The sequence below is a fragment of the uncultured Tateyamaria sp. genome, from assembly GCF_947504105.1.
Taxonomy (GTDB): domain Bacteria; phylum Pseudomonadota; class Alphaproteobacteria; order Rhodobacterales; family Rhodobacteraceae; genus Tateyamaria.
Genome location: NZ_CANNGP010000010.1, coordinates 45,825 through 70,966, shown reverse-complemented (window position 1 = coordinate 70,966; position 25,142 = coordinate 45,825). Strand labels below are relative to the sequence as shown.

General features: G+C 61.7%; 25 protein-coding genes. 11 read left to right on the top strand and 14 right to left on the bottom strand.

Going from position 1 to position 25,142, the window contains the following annotated elements:
- Window positions 1-6 precede the first annotated feature (6 nt).
- Together Q1A75_RS09000 and Q1A75_RS08995 are read right to left on the bottom strand one after the other, a co-directional pair.
- Window positions 7-2,664, bottom strand: a complete 2,658-nt coding sequence (locus Q1A75_RS09000; protein WP_299547736.1) for a [protein-PII] uridylyltransferase — start codon at window positions 2,662-2,664, stop codon at window positions 7-9.
- Window positions 2,665-2,790: 126 nt separating this feature from the next.
- A complete protein-coding gene (locus Q1A75_RS08995) occupies window positions 2,791-3,981 on the bottom strand; it encodes a penicillin-binding protein activator (RefSeq protein ID WP_299547545.1) in 1,191 nt (396 codons plus the stop codon).
- An 89-nt stretch (window positions 3,982-4,070) separates the two neighbouring features.
- Here Q1A75_RS08995 and rsmI point away from each other — a divergent pair, with 89 nt between their 5' ends.
- From rsmI to Q1A75_RS08975, 4 genes are all read left to right on the top strand, one after another.
- Window positions 4,071-4,931, top strand: coding sequence for a 16S rRNA (cytidine(1402)-2'-O)-methyltransferase (gene rsmI, locus Q1A75_RS08990; protein ID WP_299547548.1), 861 nt, complete (start codon window positions 4,071-4,073; stop codon window positions 4,929-4,931).
- An 18-nt stretch (window positions 4,932-4,949) separates the two neighbouring features.
- Window positions 4,950-5,363: a YraN family protein gene (locus Q1A75_RS08985; RefSeq protein ID WP_299547551.1), complete on the top strand. Its 414-nt coding sequence runs from the start codon at window positions 4,950-4,952 to the stop codon at window positions 5,361-5,363.
- 101 nt (window positions 5,364-5,464) lie between these two features.
- Window positions 5,465-6,400, top strand: coding sequence for a glutathione synthase (gene gshB / locus Q1A75_RS08980; RefSeq protein ID WP_299547555.1), 936 nt, complete (start codon window positions 5,465-5,467; stop codon window positions 6,398-6,400).
- On the top strand, window positions 6,397-7,305 hold the full coding sequence (locus Q1A75_RS08975) for an alpha/beta hydrolase (protein WP_299547558.1): 909 nt from the start codon (window positions 6,397-6,399) through the stop codon (window positions 7,303-7,305). Before gshB ends, Q1A75_RS08975 begins: the two co-directional genes overlap by 4 nt.
- On the opposite strand, the gene Q1A75_RS08970 is transcribed toward Q1A75_RS08975, so the two are convergent.
- The gene (locus Q1A75_RS08970; protein WP_299547561.1) at window positions 7,275-8,786 is read right to left on the bottom strand and encodes a YifB family Mg chelatase-like AAA ATPase; all 1,512 of its coding nucleotides are present in this window, start codon (window positions 8,784-8,786) and stop codon (window positions 7,275-7,277) included. The two genes, Q1A75_RS08975 and Q1A75_RS08970, sit on opposite strands and share 31 nt — an antisense overlap.
- Before the next feature lie 102 nt (window positions 8,787-8,888).
- Between Q1A75_RS08970 and Q1A75_RS08965 the strand changes: the two genes are divergently transcribed.
- Window positions 8,889-9,221: a DUF1992 domain-containing protein gene (locus Q1A75_RS08965; RefSeq protein WP_299547564.1), complete on the top strand. Its 333-nt coding sequence runs from the start codon at window positions 8,889-8,891 to the stop codon at window positions 9,219-9,221.
- Here the strand turns inward: Q1A75_RS08965 and Q1A75_RS08960 are convergent.
- Genes Q1A75_RS08960 through cobU form a run of 3 tightly spaced genes read right to left on the bottom strand, consistent with a single transcriptional unit; the run spans window position 9,211 to window position 11,041 of the window.
- Entirely contained in the window at window positions 9,211-9,891 is a 681-nt protein-coding gene (locus tag Q1A75_RS08960; RefSeq protein ID WP_299547567.1) for a glutathione S-transferase, read from the bottom strand. The genes Q1A75_RS08965 and Q1A75_RS08960 overlap by 11 nt on opposite strands.
- A 59-nt stretch (window positions 9,892-9,950) precedes the next feature.
- On the bottom strand, window positions 9,951-10,523 hold the full coding sequence (locus Q1A75_RS08955) for a histidine phosphatase family protein (protein ID WP_299547569.1): 573 nt from the start codon (window positions 10,521-10,523) through the stop codon (window positions 9,951-9,953).
- Entirely contained in the window at window positions 10,520-11,041 is a 522-nt protein-coding gene (cobU, locus tag Q1A75_RS08950) for a bifunctional adenosylcobinamide kinase/adenosylcobinamide-phosphate guanylyltransferase (protein WP_299547572.1), read from the bottom strand. Before cobU ends, Q1A75_RS08955 begins: the two co-directional genes overlap by 4 nt.
- Window positions 11,042-11,131: 90 nt before the next feature.
- Between cobU and Q1A75_RS08945 the strand changes: the two genes are divergently transcribed.
- The 6 genes from Q1A75_RS08945 (at window position 11,132) to Q1A75_RS08920 (ending at window position 17,756) form a co-directional block, all read left to right on the top strand.
- Window positions 11,132-12,010 carry an RNA polymerase factor sigma-32 gene (locus tag Q1A75_RS08945; RefSeq protein ID WP_299547575.1) on the top strand — a complete coding sequence of 293 codons (879 nt, stop codon included), beginning with the start codon at window positions 11,132-11,134 and terminating at the stop codon, window positions 12,008-12,010.
- A complete protein-coding gene (locus Q1A75_RS08940) occupies window positions 12,007-12,810 on the top strand; it encodes a ChaN family lipoprotein (RefSeq protein ID WP_299639625.1) in 804 nt (267 codons plus the stop codon). Before Q1A75_RS08945 ends, Q1A75_RS08940 begins: the two co-directional genes overlap by 4 nt.
- A 130-nt stretch (window positions 12,811-12,940) precedes the next feature.
- A complete protein-coding gene (gene coaBC, locus Q1A75_RS08935; protein WP_299547581.1) occupies window positions 12,941-14,134 on the top strand; it encodes a bifunctional phosphopantothenoylcysteine decarboxylase/phosphopantothenate--cysteine ligase CoaBC in 1,194 nt (397 codons plus the stop codon).
- A gap of 52 nt (window positions 14,135-14,186) precedes the next feature.
- The gene (gene dut / locus Q1A75_RS08930) at window positions 14,187-14,648 is read left to right on the top strand and encodes a dUTP diphosphatase (protein WP_299547584.1); all 462 of its coding nucleotides are present in this window, start codon (window positions 14,187-14,189) and stop codon (window positions 14,646-14,648) included.
- Complete coding sequence (gene moeB / locus Q1A75_RS08925; protein ID WP_299547588.1) at window positions 14,648-15,706, top strand: molybdopterin-synthase adenylyltransferase MoeB; 1,059 nt, start codon at window positions 14,648-14,650, stop codon at window positions 15,704-15,706. The genes dut and moeB overlap by 1 nt, the downstream gene beginning before the upstream one ends.
- Window positions 15,707-15,743: 37 nt before the next feature.
- Window positions 15,744-17,756 (top strand): M3 family metallopeptidase, encoded by a 2,013-nt coding sequence (locus tag Q1A75_RS08920; RefSeq protein WP_299547590.1) that lies wholly within the window; start codon window positions 15,744-15,746, stop codon window positions 17,754-17,756.
- 8 nt (window positions 17,757-17,764) lie between these two features.
- Here the strand turns inward: Q1A75_RS08920 and Q1A75_RS08915 are convergent, their stop codons facing one another.
- From Q1A75_RS08915 to mreC, 8 genes are all read right to left on the bottom strand, one after another.
- Window positions 17,765-18,481 carry a class I SAM-dependent methyltransferase gene (locus Q1A75_RS08915; RefSeq protein ID WP_299547592.1) on the bottom strand — a complete coding sequence of 239 codons (717 nt, stop codon included), beginning with the start codon at window positions 18,479-18,481 and terminating at the stop codon, window positions 17,765-17,767.
- 92 nt (window positions 18,482-18,573) lie between these two features.
- Window positions 18,574-19,506, bottom strand: a complete 933-nt coding sequence (locus tag Q1A75_RS08910) for a glyoxylate/hydroxypyruvate reductase A (protein ID WP_299547595.1) — start codon at window positions 19,504-19,506, stop codon at window positions 18,574-18,576.
- A complete protein-coding gene (locus Q1A75_RS08905; protein WP_299547598.1) occupies window positions 19,503-19,913 on the bottom strand; it encodes a VOC family protein in 411 nt (136 codons plus the stop codon). The genes Q1A75_RS08910 and Q1A75_RS08905 overlap by 4 nt, the downstream gene beginning before the upstream one ends.
- 106 nt (window positions 19,914-20,019) lie before the next feature.
- Window positions 20,020-20,493, bottom strand: a complete 474-nt coding sequence (locus Q1A75_RS08900; RefSeq protein WP_299547601.1) for a hypothetical protein — start codon at window positions 20,491-20,493, stop codon at window positions 20,020-20,022.
- A gap of 2 nt (window positions 20,494-20,495) precedes the next feature.
- Entirely contained in the window at window positions 20,496-21,644 is a 1,149-nt protein-coding gene (rodA, locus tag Q1A75_RS08895) for a rod shape-determining protein RodA (protein WP_299547604.1), read from the bottom strand.
- A complete protein-coding gene (gene mrdA / locus Q1A75_RS08890; protein WP_299547607.1) occupies window positions 21,641-23,584 on the bottom strand; it encodes a penicillin-binding protein 2 in 1,944 nt (647 codons plus the stop codon). Before mrdA ends, rodA begins: the two co-directional genes overlap by 4 nt.
- Window positions 23,581-24,123, bottom strand: coding sequence for a rod shape-determining protein MreD (locus tag Q1A75_RS08885; RefSeq protein ID WP_299547610.1), 543 nt, complete (start codon window positions 24,121-24,123; stop codon window positions 23,581-23,583). Before Q1A75_RS08885 ends, mrdA begins: the two co-directional genes overlap by 4 nt.
- Window positions 24,120-25,010, bottom strand: a complete 891-nt coding sequence (mreC, locus tag Q1A75_RS08880) for a rod shape-determining protein MreC (protein ID WP_299547613.1) — start codon at window positions 25,008-25,010, stop codon at window positions 24,120-24,122. Before mreC ends, Q1A75_RS08885 begins: the two co-directional genes overlap by 4 nt.
- Window positions 25,011-25,142: the final 132 nt, after the last annotated feature.

Sequence of the window (25,142 nt, the reverse complement as noted above, 5' to 3'; positions counted from 1 at the left end):
TGACGCCTATTGCGCTGCCCGCTCGACCCCCTCGACGATTGCCGCGCGCAGTTTCTTTTCAAGCGTCTTCTGTTTGGCCTCGGAGTAGTATTTCAGGCCGAACATGTCCTTCACATAGAAGGTATCGACCACCTGTTCGCCATAGGTCGCGATGACCGCGTTGGCGATGTAGACATTCGATGCCGCAAGCGTGCGTGTGAGGTCGTGTAGCAGACCGGGACGGTCGCGCGTGTCGACCTCGATGATGGTGTAGATGTCGGACCCTTCGTTGTCGAAGGTGATGTGCGTGGGCACCCTGAATGCCTTTTCGCGCTTCTTGACCTTGTCGCGATCCTTGATCGCGTCGCGGGTGATCACCTCGCCCGCGAGCGTGCGCTCGATCATCTTGCGCAGGCGGGGCAGGCGGCTGGCCTCGTAGGGGTTGCCGTCAGCGTCCTGTATCCAGAACGCATCGGTCACGTAGCCGTCGGAGGTGGTGTAGCTGCGCGCATCCACGACGTTGGCCCCCACAAGCGCGAGCGCCCCGGTCAGTCGGGCAAAGATGCCGGGATGATCGGGCATGACGAAGCACGCGCGCGTGGCGTCGCGGTCGTCGTCGGGATGCAGGTCCATGGCGATCTCGTTCTCGTCGATGTCGCGCAAGAGCCTGGCAAAGACGACGTGGGCCGTAACGTGAAGGCCCTGCCAATAGGGATCGTAGTGCCGGGCGGTTTCGGTTTGCAGCTCTTTGCGCGGCCACTCCGCCAACTCGGCCCGCAGCGCCTTTTTCGCCTCTGCTCCGCGGCCTTCTCGGGTCAACGCCTCCATGCCGTCCTCAAGCGCGCGGCGGGTTTGCCGATAGAGGGCGCGGATCAGCACGGCCTTCCAGTTGTTCCACGTCGTTGGGCCAACACCACGGATGTCGCAGACCGTCAGCACGCAGAGCAGGTCCAGCCGTTTGACGGTCTGCACCGCCTTGGCAAAGTCACGCACGGTGCGAGGGTCGGCGATGTCGCGTTTCTGGGCCATGTCGGACATCAGCAGGTGGTAGCGCACCAGCCATTCGACCGTGTCCACATCATCCTGTTTCAGGCCCAGCCGTGGTGCGATCTTGCGGACCATCTGCGCGCCGAGGATCGAGTGATCTTCGGGCCGTCCCTTGCCGATGTCGTGCAGCAGAAGCGCGACATAGAGCACCTTGCGGTTCACGCCTTCCTTGAGGATCGAGGACGCGACGGGCAGGTCCTCTTCCAGTTCATCGCGCTCGATCATGGCCAGTTGCGCGATGCACTGGATGATATGTTCGTCAACCGTATAGGAGTGGTACATGTTGAACTGCATCATCGCGACGATGGGTTCAAATTCGGGGATAAAGGCGGCCAGTACGCCCAATTCGTTCATCCGCCGCAGGGCGCGTTCCGGATTGCCGTGTTTCAGCAGCAGATCCAGAAACAGCCGCTGGGCTTCCGGCGTGGTGCGCATATCATCGTCGATCAGGTGCAGGTTCGACTTGATGATCCGCATCGCATCAGGGTGGATCAGCATGCCTGTGCGCAGTGCTTCCTCGAAAATGCGCAGCAGGTTTAGTTTGTCGTCGAGAAACACGGCATCGTCGGCAATCGCAATCCGATTGTGGATCACCTGGTAGCCGTGTTTGATGCGCGGCTTGCGCTTGAACAGCCGTTCAAGCAGCGGTTCGGCTTTGATGTGTGTCGCTTCAAGCTTGGTCAGGAAGATGCGCGTCAGGTCGCCCACTTCAGTCGCGTGCAGGAAATAGTCCTGCATGAACCATTCGACAGCCCGCCGTCCACCCTTGTCCTGATATCCCATGTCCTCGGCCACGGCGGCTTGCAGATCAAAGGTCAGCTGGTCCGTGGCCCGGCCCGAGATCAGGTGCATGTGAGAGCGGGTGGCCCACAGGAAATCCTCGGCCGCGACAAAGGCGTCAAATTCTTCATCCGTGAACAGGCCCAGAGGGACAAGGTCTGCTGCATCCTGCACCTTGTGGATATATTTACCGATCCAGAACAGCGATTGCAGATCGCGTAGCCCGCCCTTGCCCTCTTTCACGTTGGGCTCGACCACATATCGTTGTCCCTGTCGGACATGCCGCGCGTCCCGTTCTGCAAGCTTGGCTTCGATGAATTCACGCTCGGTCCCGTCGAACAGGTCGGTCCGTAGTTTGGTATCCAGTTCCTTGGCCAGGGCGGCGTCGCCAAAGAGAAACCGGTGCTCCAGCATGGCGGTGCGAATTGTGAAATCCTCGGCCCCGAGCCGGAGGCAATCTCGCACCGTGCGGCTGGAATGACCCACTTTTAGCTTGAGGTCCCACAGGATGTAGAGCGTGGTTTCGATCACGCTTTCGGCCCAGGGGGTGATTTTGTAAGGCGTCAGAAACAGCAGATCCACGTCAGAGAAGGGGGCCATTTCGCCCCGCCCGTAGCCGCCCACGGCCAGGACAGCCAATCGTTCGCCATTGGTCGGGTTCGGGTTGGGGTGCATCACCGTTTGCGCCGTGCGCAGAGCTGCATGGACCAGACAATCGGTCAGAAACGCATATGCCTGCGTTGTGGGGCGTGACGCGAACGGATTTGTACGGAAGGCTTCAGCGATGGCCGCTCGTCCTGCCTTCTGAGCGTCTTTCAGATGCGCGACAATGGCCGCCCGGTCCGGTTTGTTGCCCAGAAGCGTATCGAAAGCGCCGCCATCGAAGATATCGGTGGCGGCGCAGATCAGGTGTTGGTCAGGCGTGGTTGGGGCCTGAAAGGCGGTGTCGCTCAATATGTTCTCCGTTGTGGCCGTTTAGCCGGATCAGAAGCCTGCGCCGCCAAACCCGCGAGGGGCGGCATCAATTACGACAACCCTGTTGTCGCGCACTGTGGCAACGGCCAGGCCCCGTTGGTTGGTGCCGTCGGAGCGCAAACGGAAAATACCCGACGCGCCCTGGAAGCCGGACCCTTGGGTCAGGGCCGAACCCGTTAGTGCACCGGCACTACCCTGCGCAGCAAGGGCGCCGATTGCGGCGATCCCATCAAAAGCCAGCCCAGCCAGCGGGTGAGGTGCGCTGCCATAGGCGGCTTGATACTGTGACTGGAAAGCCGAGGATCGCGCCGGATCAGGCAGGGCGAACCAGCCACCCTGCACACCGGGCAATTCCAGCGTTTGTGGCGGGAGGTCCCAACGTGTGAGCCCGACATATTGGGTTGTGGTCGGGCTGATGCCTGCCTCGGGCAGCAATTGCGACAAAAGGGGCAAGCCCGCCGCCGGTGCCGCCGTCATGAACACTGCGTTGGCGCCCGAGTTGTCCACGGCGGATTTGACCCTTGGCACAGCTGCCACAAGTCCTTGCTGCGACAGCGGGTAATCGACCGTTCCCACCATGGTGGCACCGCTACGCGAAATCGCCTGCTGGATGGCATTGCGACCGAGTTGACCGGCGACATCCTGGGCATGAACGACAACAACCCGGTTCTTGCCCTGGCTCGCGGCGTAGCTGACAAGCCGGTCTGCCGTGTTGTCGAAGGTCGACCCCAGAACAAAGACGTTGCCCCCGGCGATCGTCGTGTTGTTGGAAAATGCCAGCACATTCACGTTTTGCGGCGCAACGGCCACGCCAGCAGCGTTTGCTGCCTCGGCATAGAGCGGACCCACGATGATCTGTGCGCCGTCATTTACGGCTTGCGCTGCCTGGCTTGCTGCAGTCCCGGCGTTGCCGGCAGTGCCGTAGACCCGCAGGTCGATCTGGACACCTTGGAGGTCGCGCATGGCCAGCCGGGCCGCGTTTTCCAGATTGTTCGCCAGCAGTTCGTCACTGGCTTGGCCGGATCCGCGTGGCACCAGCAATGCAACCGGAACAGGTTTCGACGTATCAATGCGCGGACCGCCCGACGATCCGCCAAGGCCACCCAGAGCGGCTGGGTCACATGCGGCCAGTGCAAGGGCAGCTATAGGTACAATGGCCCGCCGCGCTGCCTTGCGCAGAGTCTTGAAAAACGCAAACATAGACTGTCACTCCCTAAGTGCCGGGCATAACATTGGCCTGCCCGGTCTTTGGGGGCAGATAATAGACGTCAGGAAAGGCGGGTCCAGCGTTGAATCATATCGAGGTGCCCCTGTCCGCAGGCATTTGGTTCGTGGGTGTGCCGATTGGGACGGCGCGGGATATCACTTTGCGGGCGCTGGATGTGCTGGCGTCAGCGGATGTGCTGGTGGCCGAAGACACACGTTCCTTGCGCAAGCTGATGGACATCCATGGGGTTCCGCTTGGTGGGCGTCGGATCGAGGCATTGCACGAGCATTCAAAGGGCGCGCAGGTGACACGGCTTGTGGCACGGGCGGCAGGTGGCGAAAGCGTTGCTTACGCGTCCGAGGCCGGGATGCCCCTGATAGCAGATCCAGGGTTCGAACTGGGGCGCGCCGCCCGGGCGGCGGACGTTGCGGTGACATGTGCACCGGGTCCATCGGCCGTGCTGACGGCGCTGGTGATCGGTGGATTGCCGACAGATGCCTTCCATTTTGGCGGGTTCTTGCCCGCCGCGCGCTCTGCCCGGCAGAAGGCACTGCAAGGTCTGGCTGAAGTGCAGGCAACACTTGTGCTCTACGAATCGCCCAAACGTGTCGGTGCGCTGCTTGCAGACGCGGTCGAGGTTCTGGGGGCGGATCGACAAGCCAGCGTCTGCCGGGAGCTGACCAAGAAATTCGAAGACGTGCAAAACGGTACATTGGGTGATCTGGCGGCCAGGTTCAAAGACACATCTCCAAAGGGCGAAATCGTCGTGCTGATCGGCCGCGCTGAAGTGACGGCTGTTAAGGAAAAAGACATTGATGGTGCGTTAGGCTCGGCGCTGAATGATATGTCTGTGAAGGATGCCGCGGCGTTCGTCGCGGAAACACTCGGGGTGCCCCGCAGGCGCGTCTATCAGCGCGCATTGGAACTGGCACGCGACAGCTAACGGCGTGAAGGGTAACGCATGGCACGGCACGAACGGTCTTTTGGTGCGGCTCAGCCCGTTGATGCGCGCGTGGCGCGTGGGCATATGTCATATCATGCCGGCATGGCCGCCGAGCAGGTGGTCGCACGTGCATACATTGCGGCAGGCTACAAGTTGGTCGCGGATCGCTGGCGCGGACAGCGCGGCGAAATCGATCTGATCTTTTCCACGGTGATCGGGCTTGTCATGGTTGAGGTGAAGACCAGCAAGTCCTTTGCGTCGGCAGCCGCGCATGTGACGCCTGCACAGGTCAAACGGCTTTGTGCTACGGCAGATGAATACCTTGCAACTCTTTCAGATGGGTCTTTGACAGAGCTGCGCTTTGACGTGGCTCTGGTTGACCAGGCGGGCGCTGTCGACATCCTCGAAAACGCCTTTTCCGGGTATGTCTGACCTCATGCGCAGGGCATTCTGCGACCCTGCACAATAGCTTGCCATTGCGTGACCGGGCCTGCTGCGCCATCTAGTGGCGCAGACCACAGCGGAGTTGCGCCATGAAGATCGCCTTTCAAATGGACCCGATCGGGTCCGTGGATATCAATGCGGATAGCAGTTTCCGCCTGGCGGAAGAGGCGCAGGCCCGGGGTCATACCCTGTTTTTCTATTCACCCGATCACCTTGCCTACCAGGAGGGGCGGGTGACCGCCCGCGGCCATGACTTCACGGTAAAAAGGGTGCAAGGAGAGCACGCCCAGCTGGGTCTGGAGCGCGAAGCCGACCTTTCCGATTTCGATGTCATATGGTTGCGGCAGGATCCGCCCTTTGACATGCATTACATCACCTCGACCCATCTGCTGGATCGCCTGAAAGGGCAGGCACTGGTCGTGAATGATCCGTTCTGGGTGCGTAACTATCCCGAAAAGCTGTTGGTCCTCGACTTCCCGGATCTCACGCCGCCCACCACGATTGCCCGCGATCTGGACACCATCAAGGCGTTCAAGGCCAAGCATGGTGACGTGATCCTCAAGCCGCTCTATGGCAACGGTGGCGCGGGCGTGTTCCGTCTGGATGCCAATGACCGCAACCTGACCTCGCTCCATGAGCTGTTCACCGGCTTCAGCCGCGAGCCGTTGATTGTCCAGAAATTCCTGCCCGACGTTTCCAACGGCGACAAGCGTGTCATCCTTGTGGATGGAGAGGCCGTAGGTGCGATCAACCGTGTGCCCGCCGCAGGTGAAACGCGGTCGAACATGCATGTGGGCGGACGACCGGAGAAGATCGGTCTGACCGACCGCGATCTGGAAATTTGCGCGGCTATCGGTCCTTTGCTGAAGGAAAAGGGGCAGGTCTTTGTTGGCATCGACGTGATCGGCGACTACCTGACCGAGATCAACGTGACCTCTCCCACTGGCATCCAGGAACTGGAACGGTTTGACGGTGTGAATATCGCTGGCAAGATCTGGAAGGCCATCGAGGGCAAGATCGGGTGAGCCTTCTCCGGCCCCTTCTCAGCACCTATCTGCGGCTGACGGAAAAGCCGCATATGCGCAGATCTGATCAAGCGACCTTGCGCCGCAGTTTTGCAAGCAAGGCCAGGTTTCTGTTTCACGCGCCGCTTTCCATACGTCTGGCAACCGGCACATTGGCTGGGGCGGAAGCCCTTTGGGTGGCGCCCCGGCGTGGGCCCAAACCGGATGTCACGATCCTCTACTTTCATGGCGGTGGTTTCGTTTTCGGGTCGCCTCATACCCACGGGGCCATGGTCGCGGCCTTGGCGAAACGGGCAGGCGCCTGCGCCGTTCTGCCCCGCTATCCGCTGGCCCCTGAACATCCCTTTCCCGCTGCGCTGGATCATGCGATTGCGGCCTATCACGCCTGCCGCGCACAGGGTGGCCCCCTGGTCGTGGGCGGAGATAGCGCAGGCGGCGCATTGACCTTGTCGTTGCTCGCGCATTTGCTGACGGAGGGGGAGCCGCTGCCTGACGCGGTTTTTTCGTTCTCTCCGCTTACGGACCTCACGTTTTCCGGTGCCAGCATTCGAGACAATGCCGAGGCGGACGTCGAACTGCCCGCTGAACGCGCGAGCAAAATGGCGCAGATGTATCTGAACGGCGCGGATGAGACCAACCCGTTGGCCAGCCCGCTCTTTGCCGATTTCACCGGTGCGCCTCCGGTCTGGATCACTGTGGGTGATACAGAGATTTTGCTGGATGATAGCCGCCGCATTGTCGGCCAGATGCAAGGGCAAGGCGTCAATGTAACCTATGTCGAGGAATACGACCTGCCCCATGTCTGGCCGATCTTCCACAATACCTTGCCCGAGGCGCGGCGCACCCTGAACACTCTGGCGAAATGGATCATGGCTCAGACTGGAACAAGCGCCGGAACCCGGTAACTGACCGCCTCGGCCACGTGGGGTTTGCGCACGTCCGGCGATCCATCAAGGTCGGCAATGGTCCGCGCCACGCGCAGCACCCTGTGGTAGCCGCGCGCTGACAGGCCAAACCGGTCAGCCACTTTGGTCAGCAGGGCGCGTCCCTCGGCGTCTGGGGCAGCGTATTCATCCAGCGCGGCGCCGCTCAGGTCCGCATTGCTGCGCATGCCCGTGTCGGCCAAGCGGGCGCTTTGCACCTGTCGTGCAGCCGCCACGCGGGCTGCGACCGCGGCAGAGCTGTCGCCCGAGGCGGGTAGGTCGAGGTCCGTATAGGTGACGGGCGGCACATCGACCCGCAGGTCGAACCTGTCCATCAGCGGCCCCGATATGCGCCCCATATAGTCCTCTCCGCAAGCAGGCGCGCGGCCACAGGCGCGGGACGCGTCCGACAGGTAGCCGCATTTGCAGGGGTTGGCTGCCGCCACCAGCATGAACCGGCATGGGTATTTCACGTGGTTGTTGGCGCGGGCCACCATGACCTCGCCCGTCTCGATGGGTTGGCGCAGGGTCTCAAGCACTGTGCGCGGAAACTCGGGGAATTCGTCCATGAACAGCACGCCGTTATGGGCCAGTGACACCTCACCGGGTTTCGCCCCGCGCCCGCCGCCGATGATCGCGGCCATGGAAGCGGTGTGATGCGGCTCGCGAAACGGGCGATCCATCGAAATGCCGCCCGCGTCCAGCAATCCGGCCAGCGAGTGGATCATCGAGGTTTCGAGCGCTTCCATCGCCGAGAGTGGTGGCAAGATGCCCGGTAGGCGTGCGGCCAGCATGGATTTGCCGGACCCGGGCGTGCCGACCATCAGGAAGTGGTGCCGTCCGGCGGCGGCCACCTCCATCGCCCGCTTAGCCCGTTCCTGTCCTTTGACATCGCGCAAATCGGGCAGTCCGGTGCCCCGGGCGATCTGTCCAGCCTTTGCCGGTTCCAGCGGGACCTGTCCCGTGTAATGTCGCACCACGTCGCCAAGGGATCTGGCGGCAATGACCTTGGTCGCGTCAACCCATGCGGCTTCGGCCCCCGACCCTGCAGGGCACAGCAACCCGCGGTCCTGTTCTGCTGCAGCCATGGCGGCGGGCAGGGCGCCCAGAACGGGGACGAGGGTGCCGTCCAGCGACAGCTCTCCAAGGGCAACGGTGCCTTCCACCGTGTCTTCGGGCAGGATGCCAAGGGCGGCAAGCAGCGCCAGCGCGATGGGCAGGTCGAAATGCGATCCCTCCTTGGGCAGATCGGCGGGCGACATGTTGATCGTGATCCGTTTCGACGGCAGTGCGATGGACATGGCCGTCAGGGCCGCGCGGACCCGGTCGCGCGCTTCGGACACCGCCTTGTCCGGCAGGCCCACGATGGAAAAGGCGGGCAAGCCCGGCGTCATGGCGCATTGCACTTCGACCTCGCGCGCGTCGACACCTTGGAATGCAACCGTGTAGGCCCGTGCGACCATGTGCGTCTCCCTCACTCTTGGTTAACGGTTAAGGGGGCATGGTTTACGATTGGTTAAAGTATGACCGCTGGCGAGACCCGGTCGCGTTTGGTACGATGAGGCATGACGCGCGGCTTACGCGAACTGATTGAACGACAGATCCAGAAGGCTCGCCTCGACGGTCAGTTGGATCGATTGGAGGGCGAAGGCAAACCCCTGCCTGATCGCCCGGAAGAGGCTTTTGTGGATACGGCCGATGCCGCCGGCTTCCGGATGATGGCGCAGGCGGGTGTCATGCCCGAAGAGATCAAAATCAAACACGCCATGGCCAAGCAGCGCGCACTGGTTGCCCGCCTGACGGATCGGGTAGCACGGAAGGAGGCGATGGCAGAGCTGGCGCGGCTGGAATTACGCTACAACATTGCCCGCGAAGCCCGCCAACGGTTCATGCGCTAGGCCAGTCCCTTGTGGGAACGCGCATATCGTAAGGAAAGGGGTCATAGACGGATTTTAACCCTTCGGCCCGCCACGTTTGAAACGCGGGATCGGCCAGTGTGGTCATGCAGTAGGCACGTGCCATGTCCGACACCGGCAGGTCATACCCTACAATCCTCGCGCAGACAGGGGCATAGAACGCATCAGCAAGCGAGTAAGCCCCAAACAGCCATGGGCCGTCTGTCTTGAACTTGGCGGCATGGGCCCACAGGGTCTCGATCCGGTCCAGATCGGTTCGGACGGCCTCCGGTACCTCGAATCCGGTGTTCACATATTGAAGCTGCATCGGGCAGGCGCCGCGCAATGCGGCAAACCCTGATGCCATCTCGGCGCACAGCCATCGCGCCGTGGCGCGGGCGGATGCATCTTTGGGCCACAGACCCGCATCGGGGTTCTGTTCGGCCAGTGTTTCTGCCATGGCGAGGCTTTCACCCACGACTGTACCGTCCGGCAGTCTGAGCGTTGGCACCAGCCGAGCAGGGGCCAGCGGGGCCAAGTCATCCGCCATGGTACCGGAATAGAGGCCAATCATATGGGTGCGGTGGGACAGGCCGAACTTCTCAAGCATGAGCCAGCCGCGTAGCGACCAGCTCGAAAAAGTGCGGTCGCCGATATACAGGTCATAAGTCATGCGGGCAGGCTAGGCGTAACGGCGTGCCCTTGCCCAACGGTGATTTGTGAGGGGCCGCATCACGGGGTGTGATTGATGATCTCTGCCTGTCCGGTTGCGCGGTTTAGGGTCGTGACGGAGAGTGGGTCGATCTTGTGGGCCAGCACTTCACGCGCGGTGATGCCCAGCACGGCCTGCACTTGCGTCAGGATCACACCGAAATGGGCCACGGCGACGATGTGTCGACCGGGATGTGTCGCTTCGATCCGGTGCACTGCCATAGCGACGCGCGCGGCAGAGGCGTTCCAGCTTTCGCCGCCCGGTGGCGTGTGATCTCCGGGCGTTTCCCAATAGGCGCGGCTCAGATCGGGGTGCCAGTCGGCCACGGTCGAAAAGTGCACGCCGTCCCATGTGCCGAAGTGAAATTCGCGTAGGGCCGGGTCGTGGGGCAGGCGCGTTCGTGCGCCTTGCACCGCCGATGCCGTGTTGATGGACCGGGTCAGGTCAGACGAGATGACAAGCGCATCGTCCGGCAAATGGGCCGCCAACCGCGAGATGGCGGCGGTATCCCCCAGATCGGCATCGACATTGCGCCAGCCGGTAAATGTCTTCTGGTGGGTCGGCCCATGCCTGACCCAATGCCATGTGGTCATGGCGCCACTCCCTTGCGCAGCTGCGGAAGGCCCGCCAGCACGTGCCACACCGTGTCTGCCTGCGCAGCCAGGGCGATGTTCAGACGCCCCTGTGCTTCGCGGAACCGTCGGGCAAGCACGTTCTCGGGCACAATCCCCTGACCCACCTCATTCGACACGACAACGACCGGTGCAGTGCAATCGGCAAGCGCGACCAGCAGGTCGGTTTGGGCCGCGCCGATATCCGCCTCGTCCATCATCAGGTTGGTTAGCCACATGGTTGCGCAATCCAGCAGCACAGACTGGTCCGGGGTTGCCCCGCGCAGCCCATTCTCGACCTCATCGGATGCGTCGATTGTTGTCCATTCGGCCCCGCGCCGCGCCTTGTGCAGATCAACCTTGGCCTGCATCTCTTCGTCCCAAATGCGCGATGTCGCCAGGTAAACCGGCATTAACCCACTGTTAAGGATCAAAGATTCCGCCCATTGCGATTTACCGGAAGCCGCGCCTCCTAGGACGAGTGTCGTGTTGGGCAACATTTTTTGTCTCAAGAGTGAACCGATCTCGGGGTCGACGCGTATCTATATCAAGTGCGCAAAACAAGCATAACCATCCAGGGGGATGACCAAATGGCTTTGGATAATGTTCGAGATATGTCTCTGTCGCGCACGGCGATGAAAGCCGAGTTGCTGGATGCAGAGACAGAGTTGAAGCTTGCATATGCCTGGCGGGACGATCGGGATGAGGCAGCGCTTCATCGCCTGATTACGGCCTACATGCGCTTGGCGATCTCCATGGCATCGAAATTCAAACGCTACGGAGCCCCGATGAACGATCTGATTCAGGAAGCAGGTCTGGGGTTGATGAAAGCGGCCGACAAATTTGACCCGGATCGCGGTGTGCGCTTTTCGACATATGCCGTGTGGTGGATCAAGGCGTCGATCCAGGACTACGTGATGCGCAACTGGTCCATGGTGCGAACCGGTTCAACCTCATCGCAGAAATCGCTTTTCTTCAACATGCGCCGCGTGCAGGCCCGGCTTGAGCGTGAAAGCGCGTCGGTCGGCGAAACACTGGACAAGCACCAGCTGCGTCAGATGATCTCGACCGAGATTGGCGTGCCACTGCGCGATGTCGAGATGATGGAAGGGCGCCTGTCTGGCTCTGATTATTCGCTGAATGCGACGCAATCGGTCGATGACGAAGGGCGGGAATGGATTGACGCGCTGGAAGATGACAGCGCGCAGGCCGCTGAGATGGTCGAACAGTCGCATGACACCGAACAGCTGCGGGAATGGTTGCTCACCGCGTTGAACGGTCTCAACGAACGTGAGCGGTTCATCGTACGCGAGCGCAAGCTGCGGGAAGACCCTCGAACGCTGGAAAGCCTCGGTCAAGAGCTCAGCTTGTCAAAAGAGCGCGTGCGTCAGCTGGAAGCGGCTGCGTTCACAAAGATGCGCAAGGCACTGGAAAATCAAAGCCGCGAGGTCCATCATTTCCTCGTATGAGGACACTGGTGAAACCGATCTTGATTGCCGCCGCCGCGACGTTGTCGACGGCGGCGTTTCTGTCTGCTGCAACAGACTGGTCCGACTTCTCCGGTGACGTGCTGATCATGGGTGAGTTCCACAACAACCCGCAGCACCATGCCGAACAGGCGACCGCCGTGCAGGTGATCCAGCCCAAGGCCGTTGTCTTCGAAATGCTCACACCAGACGAGGCGCAGGCACTCTCTGACCTTCCGCAGGACCGTGGCGCGATAACAGCGGCAATTGATGGCTTCCACTGGTCCAATATCGCGGACTACGCTGACATTCTGGCCGCAAGCCCGGTGATCGTCGGCGCCGCCCCGACGCGCGAGGACATGCGTGCAGCCTTCAGTACGGGCGCGGCAGAGGTGTTTGGTCCGGATGCCGACATTTATGGGCTGGACCAGCCTTTGGCCGAAGACGAACAGGCGATCCGGGAACTCAACCAGTTTGATGCTCACTGCGAGGCGATGCCGCTCGAAATGATGGGTGGCATGATTGAGGCGCAGCGCCTGCGCGATGCGGCCTTTGCCCGGACCGTCATCGATGCACTGGACACATATGGCAGCCCCGTCGTGCTGATCACGGGCAACGGCCACGCCCGAATGGACTGGGGTGTCCCGGTGTACCTGATGCGGACCCGGCCAGAGCTTGACGTCACCAGCATTGGGCAAGGCGAACGGCAAGAGCCACCCGACGGCGTGTTTTCCTGGACGTTGAATGGGGCAGCGTCCCCTGACCGCGATGATCCTTGTGCGGTGTTCCAGAAGGCCAATTGATGCTTCTTCATCTTGCAAGATAAACTCCGGGGGAGCCCGCAGGGCGGGGGCAGAGCCCCTTCACCCCTCTGGCACTTGCGCATCTCTATGCCTATGGTCACACCGACGACAGCCAGCCGGACACGCTATCATGCTGCAAGACAAACGAATTCTGCTGATCCTGACGGGTGGGATTGCAGCTTACAAAGGGCTCGACCTAATCCGCCGCCTGCGGGAACGCGGTGCGGCAGTGACGCCCGTTGTGACCCGCGCCGCCGAACAGTTTGTAACGCCCCTGTCGGTGTCGGCGCTGGCGGGAGAAAAGGTTTATCGCGACCTCTTTGATCTGACAGACGAAGCCGAGATGGGACATATTCAGCTGTCGCGTTCTGCGGACCTGATCCTTGTTGCTCCGGCCACGGCAGACATCATGGCGAAAATGGCGCAGGGACGCGCGGATGACCTGGCCTCGACGCTCCTGCTGGCCACTGACACGCCGGTGATGATCGCGCCCGCCATGAATGTGCGCATGTGGGATCATCCCGCGACGCAACGCAATTTGGCACAAATTACGGATGACGGCGTTTCTGTGGTTGGCCCCAATGATGGCGATATGGCCTGTGGCGAATACGGTCCGGGCCGCATGTCCGAACCGCTTGAAATCGTGGCGGCGGTCGAGACCCATTTCGGCCCTAAACCGCTCGTCGGAAAGCATGTGCTTGTGACCTCCGGACCGACACACGAACCCATTGATCCTGTCCGCTACATCGCCAACCGGTCCTCCGGGGCGCAAGGTGCCGCTGTCGCTGGCGCACTGCTTGCCTTGGGGGCTGATGTGACATTTGTCACGGGACCGGCTGATGTCGCGGCCCCGGTAGGTGCACACGTCGTACCGGTGCAAACAGCACAGGAGATGAAGGCGGCAGTTGATGCAGCCTTGCCCGCCGATGCCGCCATCTTTGCCGCCGCGGTGGCGGATTGGCGCATGGCGACGGCCAGCGACCGCAAGCTGAAGAAATCGAAGGACGGGTTGCCAGTGCTCGAATTTGCCGAGAACCCGGACATTCTGGCCGGTGTGTCTCAGATGACCAAGGGACGGCCCGGTCTGGTCGTCGGTTTCGCGGCAGAAACGGATGACGTACAGGCCCATGCCACGGCCAAGCGTACACGCAAGGGGTGCGACTGGATCGTCGCCAATGACGTGTCACCGGAGACCGGTATCATGGGCGGGTCAGAAAATGCGGTGATCCTGATCACCGAGGATGGCGCCGATCCGTGGCCGCGCATGCCCAAGGCCGAGGTCGCCCTGCGCCTCGCCCAGCGCATCGCGGACGCGCTGACATGAGGGCTGCACCCGCTTGCAGCCGCCGGATTTGAGTTTATTTGGCAAGGTGAAGATGAGCAGAGTTGCATTGAAGATCATGCGTGTCGCCGGATCGGACCCGGACATTGCCTTGCCCTCTTACGAGACAGGTGGCGCGGCGGGGGCGGATATGCGCTCCAATTTCCCGGATGGCCAGACCGTGACACTTGCACCCGGCGCGCGCGCGTTTATCCCCACAGGGCTTGCCATGGCCATTCCACATGGGTTCGAGGTGCAGGTGCGCCCGCGCTCTGGCCTTGCGCTGAAACACGGCATTGCATTGGTCAACAGCCCCGGCACCATCGACAGTGACTATCGGGGTCAGGTGGGCGTGATCCTTCTCAACACCTCGGATCAGCCGTTCGAGGTGACCCACGGCATGCGGATCGCGCAGATGGTGCTGGCCCCCGTCGTCCAGGCTGCGTTCGAAGTGGTGGATACGCTTGATGACACTGCGCGCGGCACTGGCGGCTTCGGTTCCACGGGGCGCGGCTGATGCTGCTGGTTGTCCTGCTGGCCGGGGTGTTGTGGGGCATCGGTGCCATGATGAACACGCCGCACAAGGCGCGGTGGTTGATGATCGGGCTGCTCTACGTGGTGGTGCTTGTCGTTCAGGTGGCCTTGCCCGCTGGGCACCCGCTGCGCATGGCAACCGGGGAAAGCCCTGCGCTCTGGTTGATTGTGGGTGGCTTTGCCGTGATCGCGGTTGGCTACCGGGCCGTTTTGCGCAAGCTGCGCAACCGTGCCGAGGTGGCGGAAGCCAAGGCTGCGCCAGCCGAAGCTCAGGAGGGACCGTTCAGCGATACTGAGCTTAACCGCTACGCCCGTCACATCGTACTGCGCGAGGTGGGTGGCCTTGGGCAAAAACGGCTCAAGGATGCCAAGGTGCTTGTGGTTGGGGCAGGGGGGCTTGGTGCGCCGGTGCTGCAATACCTCGCGGCGGCCGGGGTTGGGACCATCGGTGTGATCGACGATGACACAGTGGAAAACACCAACCTGCAGCGCCAGACGATCCACACCGATGACCGGATCGGGATGCCCAAGGTCTTTTCGGCCCAGGCCGCAATGGAGGCGCAGAACCCATTTGTCACGGTGCGCCCCTATCACCGTCGCCTGACCGATGATGTCGTGGACGACCTGGTGGCCGAATATGATCTGGTAATCGACGGGACCGACAATTTCGACACGCGCTACCGCGTCAACGCTGCCGCCGTGCGGGCAGGCGTTCCCCTCATCTCGGGTGCACTGACGCAATGGGAGGGGCAGGTGAGCGTGTTTGACCCGGCCCATGATGCCCCCTGTTACCGTTGCATTTTTCCCGGGGCACCCGCCGCTGAACTGGCCCCCAATTGCGCAGAGGCCGGTGTGATTGGCCCGTTGCCGGGCGTGGTTGGATCCATGATGGCGGTGGAAGCTGTCAAGCTGATCACCGGTGCAGGCACCCCCCTGCGCGGCGAAATGGTGATCTACGACGCGCTCTACGGTGAAAGCCGCAAGATCGCACTGAACCGCCGCAAGGACTGTGAAACCTGCGCCGGGGTGGTGGTGGGGTGAACCCCGCCCTACATCGGTAGTCAAAGGAGACCCGCCCATGACCAACGTGCTGCTGCAAGACTGGGACACCCCGTTCCAGATCGCCCCCTTTGACGCCATTTCAGATGATGATTTTGCCCCAGCGCTCGACATCGCCCTTGACGCCCACAAGGCCGAAATCGACGCGATTGCGGGCAGCGCTGACGCGCCCACATTCGCCAATGTGATCGAGGCGCTCGAGGCGGCGGGCGATGGCCTGGAAAAGGTGCTGGGCACGTTCTTCACCGTGGCAGGGGCCGACAGCAATCCGCAGCGTGAGGCGCTGCAACGTGACTTTTCTCCCAAACTGGCCGCGCATTTTGCCGAGATTTCCAGCAACAAGGCCCTGTTTGCCCGCATCGCAGCCGTGTGGGACGCCCGCGACGATCTGGACCTGACGGACGAACAGGCCCGCGTGCTGATGCTGACCCACCGAAACTACGTCCGGTCGGGCGCGGCGCTTGAGGGGGCGGACGATGCCCGAATGAAAGAAATCAAGGGACGGCTTGCCGAACTTGGCACCGCCTTTACCCAGAACCTGCTGGCGGATGAGCGGGACTGGTACATGACACTGGGCGGCGGCGACATGGCTGGACTGCCTGCCTTTGTTGTCGATGCGGCGCATGCGGCCGGGGAAGAGAAAGAGGCCGGTGGCCCGGTTGTCACCCTGTCCCGCTCGATCATCGTACCTTTTCTGCAGTTTTCGACGCGCCGCGATCTGCGCGAAAAAGCATACCGGGCCTGGGCAGCACGAGGGGCCAATGGCGGCAAAACGGACAACCGTGCCATTGCAGCCGAGACGCTGAAGCTGCGGGAAGAACGGGCGAAACTTCTGGGCTACGACAACTTTGCCAACTTCAAGCTGGAAACCGAGATGGCCAAGACGCCCGAGGCCGTGCGCGACCTGCTGATGGCCGTTTGGGAACCGGCCAAGTCTCAGGCCAATGCAGATGCGTGGGTGTTGGAACAGTTGCTCAAGGCGGACGGAGTCGACGGCCCGCTGGAACCCTGGGACTGGCGTTTCTATGCGGAAAAGCGGCGCAAGGAACTACACGATCTGGATGAGGCTGAGGTCAAACCATATTTCCAGCTCGATCACATGATCGACGCATCCTTTGATTGCGCGAGCCGCCTGTTTGGCCTCGCATTCAAACCGCTCGACATCCCGCTCTACCACCCCGATTGCCGCGCTTGGGAGGTCACGCGGGAAGGTGAGCATGTGGCCGTGTTCATCGGTGACTATTTTGCGCGAGGTTCGAAACGGTCCGGGGCGTGGTGTTCGGCTATGCGATCACAGGCCAAACACCCCAAACCGCAAACGCCCATCGTCATCAACGTGTGCAATTTCGCCAAGAGCGAACCGGCGCTTTTGTCCTATGATGACGCGCGCACGCTGTTCCACGAGTTTGGCCACGCATTGCACCAGATGCTGTCAAACGTGACCTACGAGTCGATTAGTGGCACCTCTGTGGCCCGTGACTTTGTGGAGCTGCCCAGCCAGCTTTATGAACACTGGCTCGACGTGCCTGAGGTTCTGCAGGAATTCGCCACCCACGCCGAGACGGGTGAGGCAATGCCGCAAACCCTGCTCGACAATGTGTTGGCGGCGGCGACCTATGACATGGGGTTTCAGACAGTGGAATACGTCGCCTCGGCCCTTGTCGACCTTGAGTTCCATGATGGCGATGCCCCCGCCGATCCGATGCAGAAACAGGCCGAGGTGCTTGAGCGTCTCGAAATGCCCCACGCCATCGGGATGCGTCACGCAACCCCGCACTTCGCCCATGTCTTTGCCGGTGATGGATACTCCTCCGGCTATTACAGCTACATGTGGTCCGAGGTTATGGATGCCGACGCTTTTGCTGCGTTCGAGGAAGCCGGCGGGCCCTTTGACCCGGAAAAGGCTGCTGCACTTGAGGAACATATCCTCAGCACGGGCGGCAGTGTGGATGCGGCAGAGCTTTATACAGCGTTCCGTGGACGTTTGCCCGGTGTAGACGCGCTTCTGAAGGGGCGGGGGTTGGCGGCCTAAAGCTGGCCTCACTCAACCCTGTAGAAAACGCCAGTGTAAAACGGCCCGACGGCAGGCCCGATGTCTTCGACGATCCATCCGGTGGCCTTTGCCATGCGTTCAAGTTCGTCAGGCTCGGGATGGAACCACTGTATCCAGTCCTCCACTGCCCCCCGGTATTCGAAGCGCATCGCAATCTCGCCCCGCGGGCGTCCCCTTTCAATGTTGTGCTGGTGGTAGGCAAGGTGATGTTCTTGATCAGTATTTGCGATGTCCAACCCGGTGACAAGAAGTTGCCCGCCCGGCGCGACAACGTGAGCGAGGCGACGCAATAACGTTTCAGCACCCGCATAGGTGCCGCCGATACCAATATTATTGCCAAAAACGACGGCCGTCCTGAATGTATTGCCTTGGAACGGCAGTTCGGGATCCATGATGTCGCCGAACCTTACGTCTTGGCATCCGCGCATCCGCGCGACCTCGACCGCTCCGCGGGATAGATCGACACCGGTAGCGGATACGCCCCGCTTTTCGAGCCATAAAAGCGTTCGCCCGGCCCCACAGCCAACATCAAGGACGGGCCCGTCGACTTTCTCAAGCAAAGGAATCTCATGCGCGAAGGGCGCGGGCGCGAAGTAAAGATCGGGGTCGTGCCTGTCCACATGACCGTCGTCGCGCCGGATGGTAAGCATCCGACCCCGTCGACCAGCGTATCGGTCGCGGAGGGCGTTGCCAAAAAGGTCCATGCACCGATGGTAACCGGGCGATGTCACTGTCGACAAGCGGGCTGAGGTTCACAAATGCATTCGCATCGCGGCACAAACGTGCGGTAATTGCTTCAGTACCCCGCGCCGCGGTCGACAAGATACAGAAACGGCGCGCCCGCCTCGCCCCGGCGGATGTTCTCGGCAACGGTTTTGCTGGAATAGGCGGCACGGGTTTCCGACGCGATATGGGGTGTGACCGTGACGCGCGGATGGGCCCAGTAGGGATGATCCGCAGGCAGTGGCTCTACCCGAAAGACGTCTAGCGTGGCGTGGTCGATGTGGCCCGTGTCGAGCGCGGCCAGCAGCGCGTTGTCATCGATCAGCGGCCCGCGTCCGGGGTTCAGGATGCGCGCGTTCTTTGGCATCAGTGACAATGTGCGGGCATTCAGGGTGTTCTCAGTTGCTTGGGTCTTGGGCAGAATCAGTACGCAGTAGTCGGCAACGCTCAGAGCTTGATCCAGACCCTCAGCGCCAGACAGACAGGTGATGCCATCCACCTCTTTCTGCGACCGGCTCCACCCGGTCACCTGAAACCCGAGACCCGCCAGTGCGGTGGCACAGGCCGTGCCCAACTCTCCCAATCCCAAAACCGTCACGCGCGTGTCGAACGACAGGGGCGGCGCCTTCGGTTCCCACGTTCCCGGCGTGGCATTGATATGCGCGTCCAACCCCAGATGAAGCCTCAGGATATGTCCGGTCACCCATTCTACCATCCCTTGCGTCAGCGCCGGATCGACCATGCGTGCCAGCGGCAGGTGCAGGGTGGGGTTGCCCACGATGGCCTCGACCCCTGCCCACAGGTTCAGCACCGCCTTGGCGCGGGTGAAGGGGGTGAAATCCTTGACCGCGGAATTGGGTGCATAGACGATGTAGTCGACCTGATCAGCGGGGATATCGGTGGCGAGATGCGCATTGACGCCCACGGCAGCGATCTCTTTGCGCAAGGGCGCTTCGTACTCGGCCCAACGGTCCTCGGTTGCGGCAAACAGGACATTCACGCTCATGTGGCAAAGGCTCCGTCCAGATCAGCCATGCCCTTGATCTCGATCGGATTGCCCGAGGGATCGGTGAAGAACATCGTACTCTGCTCACCCGGTTCGCCTTCGAACCGTATCTGCGGGGACAGGATGAAATCCATGCCCTTGGCTTGCAGCTTGTCCGCCAGCGCGCGCCAGTCGGACATGGGCAGGACGGCCCCGAAATGGGGCATTGGCACATCGTGGTCCCCTACCTTCCCTGTTGGTGCACTGTCGAACGGCTTGCCCAGATGGCAGCTCAACTGGTGCCCGAAGAAATCAAAATCCACCCAGGTGTCGGTGCTGCGCCCCTCTGCGCAGCCCAGTAGGTTGCCATAGAACGCGCGGGTCGCATCCAGATCAGTTACGTTGAAGGCAAGGTGAAACAGGGCCATAAGCATCTCCGCGTCTAAGTCAGCTGGGTGTTGGTGTAGCGTTGAGGGTCACGAATGCAAAACCGCGTCTTGTGATGCTGCCCACATGGTTAGGCGATGGGTCCGTTCAGGCAGCCACTTTCTGCGTGTATGCCTGCAGCCTGTCAGCCGGTGCGCCGTGATCCGACAGCATGGTTGAGGTCCATGCACCCACTTCAAAGGTCACGATCTCCATCTCCCAGACGCAGCCAAAGACCTCGGGACTGCCGGTGTCAAAGCGGGTGGGGTCATCCCAAGGGGCGCGCAGTTGGTCGATATGAGCCAGAACGCTGCCCCATTGCCAATAGAACGCCGGCGATACCACCGCGGTTTCTGCAAAATGGATCAACTGAAAACCCATGCCGTGATTGCCATCCACCTCGGACAGTGGACGGGCTTGCGGCAAACGTTGGATGGCAGCTGCGGTTGCTGCGGTCGCAACCTCTTCGGAAAAGGCACGGCCATCCGCCAGAATGGCGTAGCGCTTCAGCTGCCACCCTGCCGAACGCTCCGCAGGCAACGATAACACGGTCCGCGCGCGAAATGGATCCAGATGGCTCACGATCAGTGTCCCTGCCGCGGCCGATGCACATGCGCGCTTTGGGCAAAACCAAAGGCCAGCATGACAACCAGCATCGCGGACCCGCCATAGCTGACAAGGGGCAGAGGGACACCGACAACCGGGGCAAGCCCCATGACCATCGACATGTTGACCGCAAAGAACAGAAAAAAGTTTAGCGCGATGCCAAGGGTCAGAAGCGATGAAAACCGGTCCTTGTTGGTCAGGGCTGAGGCCACACAGAACAAGATGATAAGTGCATAAAGGGCCAGCAGGGAAAACGCTCCGATGAACCCGAACTCTTCGGCCAGCGTGGTAAAGATGAAGTCGGTGTGCTTTTCGGGCAGGAAGTTCAGCCGCGACTGTGTGCCTTGCATGAACCCACGGCCCGTCCAGCCGCCAGATCCCAACGCGATCTTGGATTGCGTGATGTGGTAGCCCGCGCCCAGCGGATCCGAGGCCGGATCAAGAAACGTATCGATGCGGCGGTACTGATAGTCTTTAAGCAGCTGCCACTCGGTGCCACGCGACTGGAACACGGTTGTGATCAGCCCAGCAGCGGCTGCAATCACGGCAGCAAAATACGCCCAGTGCACCCCCGCCAGAAACATCAACCCGCCCCCGGCCGCCAGCAGCAGGATGGATGTGCCAAGGTCCGGTTGACGCAGCACCAGGGCCACGGGGATCAGGATCAGCACCACAGGCAACAGCACCCAGAAGGGCCGTGATTTGCGTGCGATTGGCAGCCAGTCGTAGTAGGCCGCCAACATCATGACGAGTGTGATTTTCATCAACTCGGAGGGCTGCAGCCGCATAAAACCCAAGTCAATCCACCGCTGCGCACCCATACCGACAGAGCCGAAGAACTCAACGGCCACCAGCAACAACAGCGACGTCAAATAGGCCACCCCGGCCATGCTGCGCCAAAACCAGATAGGGACCATCGCCACGATCAGCATCAGCACAAAGCCCAAGGCAAATCGTTTCATTTGCGGCTCGGCCCACGGGCTGAATGACCCGCCTGCCACAGAATACAGCATCAGGAACCCGACCCCGGCTACGGCAGCCAGCAAAAGGGCGAGGGGCCAGTTCAGGAACAGGATCTTGCGCGGCCCTGTGGGGACGTGTTTGACCGTATACTCAAGATAACTCATGCCTGATCGCGCCCCGAGATGTTGGCGACCGGTTGTATACCGCGCAGGACCTGTTGCTGGGTCTCGATCCGGCCCCGATCCTTGGTCGGGTAGGCATCAAGCGGGGGCTCACCATCATAGAGCGCCTGCAAGGTCACGTCACGGGCGATGGGGGCCGCGGCCTTGGATCCGCCGCCGCCATGCTCGACCACCACGGCCACCGCGTATTTCGGTTCGTCATAGGGCGCGAAGTTCACGAACAGCGCGTGGTCGCGGCGTTCCCATGGCAGGTCCTCGTTCCGGACCACGCCCGCGCGTCGTTCGGCGGCGGTGATGTTGCGGACCTGGCTGGTGCCGGTCTTGCCCGCCATGCGCACCGCATCTTCGATGATGCGGCTGCCATAGGCCGTGCCGCGCCTGTCGTTGACCACGGCATACATGGCCCGGCGCATCTTGCGCAGGTTGTTTTCGTTCATGCCCAAGCTTTCACCCGCACCCGAGGGCTGTTCGATCCCGTCGATGGTCTTGATCAGGCGCGGCTTGACGGCCATGCCCGATGCCAGCCGCGCCGTCATCACTGCCAGCTGCAGGGGCGAGGCAAGCATGAAGCCCTGGCCGATCGAGGCATTCACGGTGTCACCCACGACCCAGCTTTGATCATGCACGCTTCGCTTCCAGTCTTTGGTCGGAGTCAGACCTCTGGCCACCGCTGACATGGGGATATCGTGGCGTTCGCCGAGCCCAAACCGGTTGGCCATGGCGGTGATCTTTTCAATCCCGACCTTGACGGCAAGGTCATAGTAATAGACGTCGCACGATCGTTTCAGCGATGTTTCCAGATCAACCCAACCATGCCCCGCGCGTTTCCAGCAATGGAAGCGGCGGCCGCTGACCGTCAGGTGACCGGGGCAATAGACTGTTTCGTCCGGACCAATCAGCCCGGCTTCGAGCGCGGCCATGGCTGTGATCATCTTGAAGGTCGAGCCGGGCGGATACGTGCCCTGCACTGTCTTGGACGCCAGAGGGCGGTACTTGTTTTTGGTCAGAGCCTTGTAGTCGCGGCTGGAAATGCCCCGCACGAACAGGTTCGGGTCAAAGGTTGGTGCTGATGCAATCGCCATCAGATCGCCAGATCGGACGTCCATGACCACTGCACTGGCGCTTTCGCCACTCAGACGTGCCTGCACATAGCTTTGCAATTTGGCGTCGATGGTCAGTTGCATATCGGACCCGGCGATACCTTCCTGTCGGTCCAACTCGCGCATCACCCGGCCCGCAGCGTTGACCTCGACCCGGCGAGCACCCGCCTTGCCGCGCAGATTCTCTTCGACCTTTGCTTCGACCCCAACCTTACCGATCTGGAACCGGGGGATGCGCAGCAACTGGTCCGGGTCCTCGATGCGCTCAAGATCGTAGTCGCTGACCGGTCCGACATAGCCCAGCACGTGGGCATAGTCCGATCCCAGCGGGTAAACGCGGCTCAGGCCCACCTCGGGCGTGACGCCGGGCAGGGCCGGAGCGTTGACGCTGACGCGGCTCAGGTCTTCCCAGCTGACTTCGTCGGCGAAGGTAATGGGCAGGAAAGGGGCAGAGCGTTTCATCTCGGCCATGGCGCGTTGAACCTCGCCCGGGTCAAGCGACACGAGTTTGCTGAGTTCCTGCACCACCTCTTCGACGTCGTTTGCGTCTTCGCGCACGATGACGATGCGATAGCTGGGCACGTTGCGGGCCAGGGGCACGCCGTTGCGGTCAAAGATTTCACCGCGCGATGGAGGGATAAGTCGGATGTTGATCCGGTTTTCTTCGGCCAGCAGACGGAACTGGTCGGCCTGATCGACCTGTAGGAACTGCATACGCGCGCCAAGCGCGCCGACAAAGGCCAGCTGCACCCCACCCAGGATTGCCGCGCGGCGGGTCACCAAGCGGTGGTTTGCCTCGGTATCGACGCGGGGTCGTTTCATGATCGTACCCCCTTGCCGTCAATATCGCCGGGCGTTGGTTTGCGCACGCCCATTAGCACGTGGGTGATCGTCACGACCACCGGGTATGCAATGGCTGTTACCACGATCTGGATCAGCGTGGGGCCGAGTTGTGGCACCTCGACAAGCAGGACGGCCAGCGTCAAACGATAGGCAATGCCGATGCCTACGATCCACAGCACAGCCGACACCAATTCGGTGGCGAGGCTCGCATCCCGCAGGGACCGCGACTGTGTCTTCATTTGTTCGCAGGCAATGAGTGCGAGCAGCGCCCAAAGGCCGGGTGGGCGTTGCAGCAGCAGATCGGCCATCAGGAACAGCACGGCCAGCAGGGTGGCGGGCACGTAGTCCGGGCGACGTACCGACCAGGCCAATGCAAAGAGCAGCAGAAAATCGGGCCAGATCAGCCCGCCTGTCGCCGTTTGAAGCGGCAGCAGATGCAGGAACAGGATCAGCAGTGTCAGCGCCGAGAAGGCGATGCGCATGGTCCAGAGGCGAGAGGAAGGGGCGGTATCAATCATTCCGCGACCTCTGTTTCCAGAAGCGCGGCGCCGCCGGGGGCCAGCACGTTACTGTCATCCGTGACGGGTTCGTTGCCGTAGTGGCGTAGGACGCGCAGGAATTCGAGCCGTTCGTAGTCCGCGGCCAGCCGCACGCGCAACCGCCCGCCGGGGTCCGCAGCCACCTGCCCAATGAGGAGACCTGCGGGGAAGACACCGCCGTCGCCACTGCTGATCACCCTGTCACCGGGGCGGACAAGGTCTGGATTTTCCAGAAAGTCGATGGGCGGGGCGGCAGAGTTGTCGCCCGCCACGATGGCGTTCTGCCCGGAGGGCTGGATGATCGCGGGCACGCGGCTGGAGGCGTCGGTGACCATGATCACGCGCGCGGTATTCTGCGCCATGCCCGAGATGCGACCTACAAGACCGATGCCGTCCATGGTGGCCCAGCCTTCGACGATGCCGTCGCGCGCGCCGACGTTCAGCAACACGGACTGGCGGAAAGGTGAGCCAGAGTCCGCCAGCACCACGCCGGTGATGTAGGTCAGGCGGGGGTCCAGCCGGACGTTGTTAAGGTCAAGAAGCCGCGCGTTTTCCTGTTCAAGCTGGAGGGCCGCCTCTTTCCACGCCTGCATCTGGCGCAACTCGCGGCGCAGTTCGGTGTTCTGTTCGGCGATACGGCGGTAGCTTTGGAAATCGCGGAACAGGTTGATGGTGCCTGTGACCGGGGCCATCGCCCAATCCATGTTCGGCACGATCCGGTCCGTCACTTGCGCCCGGAACCGTTCGACGCGCGGGCTGTCGATGCGCCAGACCAAAAATGTGCCGGCCAAAACCAGCACCAGCACAGCCAGAACCAGCCGCCGCAGCGGGCCGCCATAATCTATCTGTGCGCGGTCCTTGGCCAAGGCGATGTCACCTCAAATCTGGTCCGTTCCCGGAATGGTCCGACATTTGCCACGACGTAGCAAGCGGCCAAATTTTGTCCCCGCGGGGACACTTTGCTTTTACCAAACCTTATCAGAGGCTTAGGTTTGAGC